This window comes from Mycobacterium sp. (genome assembly GCF_049280035.1).
Taxonomy (GTDB): Bacteria; Actinomycetota; Actinomycetes; order Mycobacteriales; family Mycobacteriaceae; genus Mycobacterium.
On sequence record NZ_JBAPPI010000525.1, the window covers coordinates 1 to 8,245 of the forward strand.

The window sequence follows — 8,245 nt, forward strand, 5'->3', positions numbered from 1 at the left end:
CGGTGGCGCTGCCGGTGCATTCGGACGTCCCGGCGGTGCGCCGCGGCGTGGCCGCAAGTCGAAGCGGGCGAAACGCGCCGAGTACGAGAACATGCAGGCGCCGGTCGTCGGCGGCGTGCGGCTACCGCACGGCAATGGCGAGACCATTCGGCTGGCCCGTGGGGCATCGCTCTCGGATTTCGCCGACAAGATAGACGCCAATCCGGCGGCGCTGGTGCAGGCGCTGTTCAACCTCGGTGAGATGGTGACGGCCACCCAGTCGGTCGGCGACGAGACGCTCGAACTGCTGGGCGGCGAGATGAACTACAACGTCCAGGTCGTCAGCCCCGAGGACGAAGACCGCGAGCTACTGGAGTCATTTGACCTCTCCTACGGAGAAGACACAGGAGACGAGGGCGATTTACAGACCCGTCCGCCGGTGGTGACCGTGATGGGTCACGTCGACCACGGTAAGACCCGGCTGCTGGACACCATCCGGAATGCCAGTGTCCGCGAGGCCGAGGCCGGCGGTATCACCCAGCACATCGGCGCGTACCAGGTGTCGGTCGACCTCGACGGCGACGATCGGCTGATCACCTTCATCGACACCCCGGGTCACGAGGCGTTCACCGCCATGCGTGCCCGTGGTGCCAAGGCCACCGACATCGCGATCCTGGTGGTCGCCGCCGACGACGGCGTGATGCCGCAGACGGTGGAGGCCATCAACCACGCGCAGGCGGCCGATGTGCCAATTGTGGTGGCGGTGAACAAGATCGACAAGGAGGGCGCCGACCCGGCGAAGATCCGGTCCCAGCTCACCGAATATGGGCTCGTGGCCGAAGATTTCGGCGGCGACACGATGTTCGTCGACATTTCAGCCAAGCAGGGCACCAACATCGAGGCGCTCGAAGAGGCGGTGCTGCTGACCGCCGACGCCGCGCTGGATCTACGGGCCAACCCTGACATGGAAGCCCAGGGTGTGGCGATCGAGGCCCACCTGGACCGCGGCCGCGGCCCGGTGGCCACCGTGCTGGTGCAGCGCGGCACGCTGCACGTCGGCGACTCGGTAGTCGCCGGTGACGCCTACGGCCGGGTCCGCCGGATGGTCGACGAATACGGCGACGACATCGAAGAGGCGCTGCCGTCGCGTCCGGTCCAGGTCATCGGCTTCACGTCGGTGCCCGGCGCCGGCGACAACTTCCTGGTGGTCGACGAGGACCGCATTGCCCGTCAAATCGCCGACCGGCGTAGCGCGCGCAAGCGCAACGCGCTGGCGGCGCGGTCGCGCAAGCGGATCAGCCTGGAGGACCTGGACTCGGCGCTGAAGGAAACCAGCCAGCTGAACCTGATCCTCAAGGGCGACAACGCCGGTACCGTCGAGGCGCTGGAAGAGGCCTTGATGGGGATCGTCGTCGACGACGAGGTGGAGCTGCGCGTCATCGACCGCGGTGTCGGTGGCATCACGGAGACCAACGTCAACCTGGCATCGGCCTCGGACGCGGTGATCATCGGCTTCAACGTGCGTGCCGAGGGCAAAGCGACCGAGCTGGCCAACCGCGAAGGCGTGGACATCCGCTATTACTCGGTGATCTACCAGGCGATCGACGAGATCGAAAAGGCCCTGCGCGGCATGCTCAAGCCGATCTACGAGGAGAACCAGCTGGGTCGTGCCGAGATCCGCGCGCTGTTCCGCTCGTCGAAGGTCGGTGTCATCGCCGGTTGTTTGGTGACGTCCGGTGTGGTGCGTCGCAACGCCAAGGCCCGGCTGCTGCGGGACAACATTGTGGTCGCCGAGAACCTCACCGTACAGTCACTGCGACGGGAGAAGGACGACGTCACCGAGGTCCGCGATGGCTACGAATGCGGTCTGACGCTCAGCTACTCCGACATCAAAGAAGGCGACGTCATCGAAACCTACGAGCTGGTCCAGAAGGAACGCTCCTGAAGATGAGTCCAGGCAACCTGAACGCACGGCATGGCTGACCCGGCCCGGGCCCGCCGGCTGGCCAAGCGGATTACCGCGATCGTCGCCTCGGCGATCGAGTACGAGATCAAGGATCCCGGACTGGCCGGAATCACCATTGTCGACGCTAAGTTGTCCGGCGATCTGCACGACGCCACGCTGTTCTACACGGTTATGGGGTCGACGCTCGACGACGAGCCCGATTACGCCGGCGCCGCGGCGGCGCTGGAACGCGCCAAGGGTGTGCTGCGCACCAGGGTCGGCGCGGGCACCGGCGTTCGGTTCACGCCCACCCTGACCTTCACCCGGGACACGGTGTCGGACTCCGTGCAACGAATGGAAGAGTTGCTGGCGCGGGCGCGTGCTGCCGACGCCGATGTGGCTCGGGTTCGCGAAGGCGCCAAGCCGGCGGGAGAGGCCGATCCGTACCGGATCAATGCAGCGGGAGACGCCGGTGACGACGATCAACTCGAAGACTGAATCAGCCGCCGCGGGCCGACGTGTCGACGCCGTCGGGGCCGCGCAGGTGCTGTCCGCCGCCGACACTGTCGGCGTGGTCTGCCATGTCTATCCCGACGCCGACACGATCGGTGCCGGGCTGGCGCTATCCCTGGTGCTGGACCGGTGCGGCAAGGCCGTCCAGGTCAGCTTCGCGGCCCCCGCAGAGCTTCCGGAGTCGTTGCGGTCGCTGCCCGGCGGTCAGCTGCTGGTCGATCCGCGTGTCATGCGTCGCGATGTCGATCTGGTTGTCACCGTGGATATTCCGAGCATCAACCGGCTTGGAGACCTGCGCGAAATGACGGATAGCGGCCAGGAGCTGCTGGTGATCGACCATCACGCGTCGAATCAGCTGTTCGGCACCGTTAACCTCGTCGACCCGTCGGCGGACTCCACCACGATGCTGGTCGCCGAGCTGCTCGACGCGTGGGGCAAGCCGATCGACACCGAAGTGGCGCACTGCCTTTACGCGGGGCTGACCACCGATACCGGATCATTCCGGTGGGCCAGCGCGCGCGCACACCGGTTGGCGGCCAGGCTGGTCGAGTTGGGCGTCGACAACGCGGCGATCAGCCGGTCACTGATGGACACCCATCCCTTCCGGTGGCTGACGATGCTGTCCCGGGTGTTGGGTTCGGCACAGCTGGTGCCGGACGCCGTCGACGGTCGCGGCCTGGTGTACGCCGTTGTCGCACACCAGGAATGGCTCGGCGCGCGCCCGGAAGAAGTGGAGAGCATCGTCGACATCGTCCGCACCACCGAGGAGGCCGAGGTGGCGGCGGTCTTCAAGGAGATCGAGCCGCAGCAGTGGTCGGTTTCGATGCGGGCAAAGGCCGCTGTCGATCTCGCTGCCGTCGCTTCGACATTCGGCGGCGGCGGTCACAAGCTGGCCGCGGGCTACTCGACCACCGGTTCGACCGACGAGGTGGTGGCTTCGCTGCGCGCCGCTCTCGGGTGACCGGCCCGGGCCGACCGCAGGCGGGTAGCCGACAAATAGCGCAACTGGCCCGGCTTCTGGCACTCACCACCGCGCTGGTGCGCCGAATAACAGCCAATAGAGGTCACAATGGTGAGCTGATACTCACATTGACCCGGAAAGGCTGACAGCGCGATGCGGAACGCAGGCCTCCAGTTCGGTGTTCTGGGACCGCTGCAGCTGAGCGCGGGCGGCACCCTGGTGCCGTTGGGCGCCCCGAAACAGCGGGCGGTGTTGGCCATGCTGGTGATCAACCGCAACCGGGCGGTGTCGGTCGACTCGCTGATCAACGCGGTCTGGGACCAGAACCCGGTGCCGGCAGCACGGACGAGCATCCACTCCTACGTGTCCAATCTGCGCCGGCTGCTCGGCGGCGCAGGGTACGACCCCAACAAAGTGCTGGCAAGCGCCCCGCCCGGGTATCAACTCAGCGTCGCTGACACCGACTGCGATCTCGGTCGTTTCATCACCGAGAAGAACGCGGGGGTTCACGCCGCCGCGGCAGGACGGTTCGAAGATGCCAGCGGCTATCTGTCGGCCGCGCTGGCCGAATGGCGCGGGCCGGTTCTAGATGACCTACGCGATTTCGCCTTCGTCGATACGTTTGCCACCGCGCTGTCGGAGGTCAAAGTGGTCACGCAAACCGCCCTCGCCGAGACCGAAATCGCTTGCGGGCGAGCCGAGCACGTGATCGCCCGACTCGAGATGCTTACCGCCGAGCATCCTTTTCGGGAACGGCTGTGGGCGCAGCTGATTACCGCCTATTACGTCGCCGAGCGGCAGTCCGACGCCCTCGACGCCTACCGGCGGCTGAAGGCGAACCTCGCCGAGAATCTCGGCATCGACCCCGGTCCGACAATGCGGACCCTGCACGAGCGGATCCTTCGCCAAGAACCCTTGGACACCGAACACCACGCCCAGACCACCGCCACACACAGCGCCGTGGATCTCGGCCCGCATACCATCACGCACGCCAGCCTCTCGGCCGTCGCCGAGCTGCGAGGCAAGGACGGACAGCGCCACCGGCTGGAAAGTTCGACCCGGATTGGCCGGCGACCCGACAACGACATCGTTCTCGACGACGACGACGTCAGTCGCTACCACGCCGTCGTCGTCGACACCGGCAGCGGTTTTGTGATCAGCGATCTGCGGTCGACCAACGGTGTCCAGGTAGCGGGCCGGCGCATCCGAGGCAGCGCCACCCTTTCCGATGGTGATCACATCCGCATCGGCGGCTGCGAGTTCACCTTCCAAATCAGCCCGGGCTGACTGCGAAAAGCGGCGCGCAGCAAACGCAAGAATTCCGCAAGAATCTCACCAGAGCCCACCAAGGCACCTGGTGCAAGCTTGTGATGTCGGGGAAAGCAACCGACCTCAGCGAAGGATCACATCCGGGCCTGGGACACAACCGTCCGGTAAGGAATGCCAACCATGAAGTCGAACAAAGTTTCCAAGCTGCGTGTCGCAGCAGCCGGCCTACTGGCCGCCGTCGGCATGTCCCTGCTCGCATCGCTGGCGCCGGCCACCGCATCCGCTGCTCCGTGGGTGCCGTACAGCGGACCACTGCACCCCGTGCGCCACTACGCGGCGGACGTCATACGCCCCGGTTGGGCGTTTACCCACCCCCTCCGCGCGCTCATCCCCTGATCGCGCGGATCGGCCGACAACGCGATCTGCCCCGTTTCTTCCTCCAAGGAACGGGGCAGAACGCTGTGCGCTAGCGCACCTGCGCGCGTCCGCGCTGCAGGACCGCTTCCCGGTTGGCGGCGATGTCGTCGCCGGTCGTCCTGAATTGCCGGGCCGCCATGGCCTCCAGCCACAGTCCCGCGCTGGTCTGCGTGTCGTCGATCCGGTGATAGGACGCCAGCAGGGCCCGGACCGCGCTCTGGTTATTGCCGACGATGCTCGCTGCCACCTCGCGCGCGGCGGCCAGCAGGCGCTCATGCGGCACCACTTCGGTGACCAGGCCGGCCCGCAGCGCATCGTCGGCGGACAGGTAGTCACCGGTCATGCTCATGCGACGGGCCAGTCCGACACCCACTTTCTGCGGCAACCGCACGCTGAGCCCCCACGTCGGCAGCAGACCCACCCGGGCATGGGTGTCGGCGAATCGCGCGTGCTCCGAGGCGATCAAGATGTCGCAGTACAGCGCCACCTCCAGCCCGCCGGTGACAGCCGCGCCGTTGATCGCGCCGATCACCGGCTTGGTCAGCGGTGGCCAGCGCGGCGAGATATCCGGTAACGCCGACTGGCCGCCCAACTCTTTGAGATCGAGCCCCGCGCAGAACACCGGGTCGCTGCCGGTCAGGATGACGACGTCGACGGCGTCGTCGGTTTCCGCCTCGGCCAGAGCCGTGAAGAACCGGTCCCGCAGCGCGGTGGACAGCGCGTTGCGCGATTGCGGTCGGTTCAGGGTCAGGGTGCGCACCCGATCGTCGGTGTGGATCAGCAGGATGTCGTCGGTCATGGCATTACGGTAGCCACTCGCTCGAGTGTCTTATCGTCGAGGGATATGCCGCTAGCGAGATCTCGCTGATGCCCGCACGCCGTGGCAACCGACCCGGAAACCAGGCCCGTTTCGCGCGTTAGATAGATATCAGCATGGAATAGCGGACTCACTAGTGCGGCGCGCGGTGCGGCTGCAGCTGTGCGTCATGGCTTGCGCAGCAGGCGCTGTCGGGCCTGCTCGCGGAGGTCGAGGGCATGAACGCCGAACTGGGCGACCCAGTGGCTGTAGGAGCGATAGTTCTCCCGCCACAGCTCAGGCGCGTTGAACGTTGCAAGAAAATAGTCATCTGCCGCCTTCACCAGTTGCGGACGACCAAGCGCCATTGCGGCGGCGTAGATCGACCACGACCGAGAGAAGTTCAGCCCGGCTGCGTGAACACTGCTCAGCTCGTGCGGGCCGAGTGGCCCCACGGCGGTGACCGCATCCAATATGTTCGCGAGATCAGCGTCGTCCACGACGCTGTCGTCCACGGCGTGAGCGTCGCTAAGGGCAAGCAGGAGGTTGGCACAGGGATCAAAGAACCCATCGTTGCGCCGGCTTTCTTGTAAGCACGGCTCCCGCCAACGCTTTGCTAACGCCGACATCACCGTGCCCCGAAGCGCAGCAGCATCCTTGGGAGCGAAGCGGAGGTACCACCGGTGAAGAGCGAACACGGCGAAGGAGAGGTTGCGATACTCGGTCGCTAACAGCTCGCTCCCCCCGACGTGTTGCGTGATCCACTGACGCAGCTGAGAACTCACCGACAAGGCTAATGGCGCCATCTCCGGCATGGCCGCCTCTCGATCGAGGATCAGCAACCACGCAAAGCCATAGGGAAGCTCCTGACCCAGTCGCCCTTCGTTGACGGACGCGAGCTCACTGCGCAGGCCGTCCGGAGACATCACGGACCGGGCGGCTTCGACAAATTTTGTGTCGCCCGTAAGGCGTGAGATAACACGCAGCGCGTAGTTCCCGTGGACGGCGCTGTGCCAGTCAACGCATCCGTGGAAGACCGGGTGAGCCGTGTCATCGCGCACAACACACTCAGTGATCGGCGGTGACAGGGTTCGAGGAACGTTCGCCGCACCCCCGACCAGATCCGGCACTAAGAACTGAGCTTCGCCAGACGTCGAGGTCGTCGGACCGCCCACTGTAACCGTCGGTGTTACTGCTGATGTGCTGCGGGAGGACTCGTGCTGCTCGCCCCACGGCGAGCAGGCCGTCACCGGAAGCACAGTTGCGATGATAACAACCATGGCCTGGCGTACGGACCGCCGCAGCAATCCGTGCACATCACCGTCTAACACAGCTCGCCTACCCCGGATCCGGATACACGTGATGAAACAGATACCCGTAATGAAACATGTCGCGCCGGATCTCGTCGAGCGTCGCCGCGATGGCGCCGTCGGCGGCGAACCGACGGCGAGCCGTCTCAAGCAACTTGCCTCGGGCCCCGGACGTCGGCACGAGAAAGGTTCGTGCGTTACCGAGGAAACCTCGGTAGTGACGTTCGGTGGGTCAGACCGGCGTGGTTGGCGCCCGGACTCGGCGCGCCGTCCAACTTCGCGATGGTGGGTATCGCGCGTTCGTGACCCGTCATGCCAAAAGCCGAAAAAGCCGATAAACATTTGTTAGCTTGACGACTCAAGGGGGCCAACGGCCACAGCGGCCTCTGCCAGTGTGCCGCTTAGGAGGATCGTTGATGTCCCGTTCTGTCCGTGCTCAGATGATTGTCGCAGCCCTGGCCATCCTGACAATAAGCGGTTGTGGCGCACCCCAGCAGCAGGCCAACACATCGACGGTGACAGTCACCTCAACAACTGCGAGCTCACCAAATGCGGCCGCCCCCACAGCGACTTCTACGGTGGACAATTCTGTCAAAGTGCCGCTATATCAAGAGTTTCAAGCCGAACGCTCAGTCGGACCGAACGGCAAAGCCATCAACGCGAGCCTAGCCGGAACCGAATACCCGGACTCGACCGGAATGTGGGTCGGCTGCAACGGCTCAGCAGCGACTACGACATACAAACTCGACCAAAAGTTCACCAAATTGCATGCAGTTGCTGGGCTACAGCCACATACGCCCGATCCACTCACCGTCAATGTCACGATCTCCGGCGACGATCGCACCTTGCAGCAGTTTGTGCTTTCCAAGCAGAACCCGGTGCCGGTCGACGTGGATCTCAGCGGAGTCAGCTCCCTAGTCGTGGCAGCAATTGCCGTTGATGCTTCACTCTGCGGCGCCTCAGGAACTCCCTACGGCGCACTGGGCGGTGCCCAACTCAGCGAAGTCGCCCAGTAGGGCGAAGTTACGACGGATTCACGCGGGTTTGTATGTCAC

The 8,245-nt window shown here is 65.2% G+C and carries 9 protein-coding genes; 6 read left to right on the forward strand and 3 right to left on the reverse strand.

Translation table 11 applies throughout. The features are described 5' to 3' along the window. The 5 genes from infB to WAN71_RS16990 all read left to right on the forward strand — a co-directional run. Nucleotides 1-1,924, forward strand: a 1,924-nt coding sequence (gene infB, locus WAN71_RS16970; protein WP_422226450.1) for a translation initiation factor IF-2, incomplete at its 5' end; no start/stop codon positions are given. A gap of 30 nt (nt 1,925-1,954) precedes the next feature. Further along, nucleotides 1,955-2,422 carry a 30S ribosome-binding factor RbfA gene (gene rbfA / locus WAN71_RS16975; RefSeq protein WP_422226451.1) on the forward strand — a complete coding sequence of 156 codons (468 nt, stop codon included), beginning with the start codon at nt 1,955-1,957 and terminating at the stop codon, nt 2,420-2,422. Continuing rightward, nucleotides 2,379-3,398 carry a DHH family phosphoesterase gene (locus tag WAN71_RS16980; protein ID WP_422226452.1) on the forward strand — a complete coding sequence of 340 codons (1,020 nt, stop codon included), beginning with the start codon at nt 2,379-2,381 and terminating at the stop codon, nt 3,396-3,398. Before rbfA ends, WAN71_RS16980 begins: the two co-directional genes overlap by 44 nt. Before the next feature lie 153 nt (nt 3,399-3,551). Next, nucleotides 3,552-4,685, forward strand: coding sequence for a BTAD domain-containing putative transcriptional regulator (locus WAN71_RS16985; protein WP_422226453.1), 1,134 nt, complete (start codon nt 3,552-3,554; stop codon nt 4,683-4,685). 162 nt (nt 4,686-4,847) lie between these two features. Further along, nucleotides 4,848-5,063 carry a hypothetical protein gene (locus WAN71_RS16990; RefSeq protein ID WP_422226454.1) on the forward strand — a complete coding sequence of 72 codons (216 nt, stop codon included), beginning with the start codon at nt 4,848-4,850 and terminating at the stop codon, nt 5,061-5,063. A 70-nt stretch (nt 5,064-5,133) separates the two neighbouring features. On the opposite strand, the gene WAN71_RS16995 is transcribed toward WAN71_RS16990, so the two are convergent. The 3 genes from WAN71_RS16995 to WAN71_RS17005 all read right to left on the reverse strand — a co-directional run bounded on the left by WAN71_RS16995 (nt 5,134) and on the right by WAN71_RS17005 (nt 7,371). Next, the gene (locus WAN71_RS16995) at nt 5,134-5,883 is read right to left on the reverse strand and encodes an enoyl-CoA hydratase (RefSeq protein ID WP_422226455.1); all 750 of its coding nucleotides are present in this window, start codon (nt 5,881-5,883) and stop codon (nt 5,134-5,136) included. A gap of 185 nt (nt 5,884-6,068) precedes the next feature. Next, nucleotides 6,069-6,941 carry a DUF2891 family protein gene (locus tag WAN71_RS17000; RefSeq protein WP_422226456.1) on the reverse strand — a complete coding sequence of 291 codons (873 nt, stop codon included), beginning with the start codon at nt 6,939-6,941 and terminating at the stop codon, nt 6,069-6,071. A gap of 277 nt (nt 6,942-7,218) precedes the next feature. Next, nucleotides 7,219-7,371 carry a hypothetical protein gene (locus WAN71_RS17005; protein ID WP_422226457.1) on the reverse strand — a complete coding sequence of 51 codons (153 nt, stop codon included), beginning with the start codon at nt 7,369-7,371 and terminating at the stop codon, nt 7,219-7,221. 235 nt (nt 7,372-7,606) lie between these two features. Here WAN71_RS17005 and WAN71_RS17010 point away from each other — a divergent pair, with 235 nt between their 5' ends. Beyond that, nucleotides 7,607-8,206: an NPCBM/NEW2 domain-containing protein gene (locus WAN71_RS17010; protein ID WP_422226458.1), complete on the forward strand. Its 600-nt coding sequence runs from the start codon at nt 7,607-7,609 to the stop codon at nt 8,204-8,206. Nucleotides 8,207-8,245: the final 39 nt, after the last annotated feature.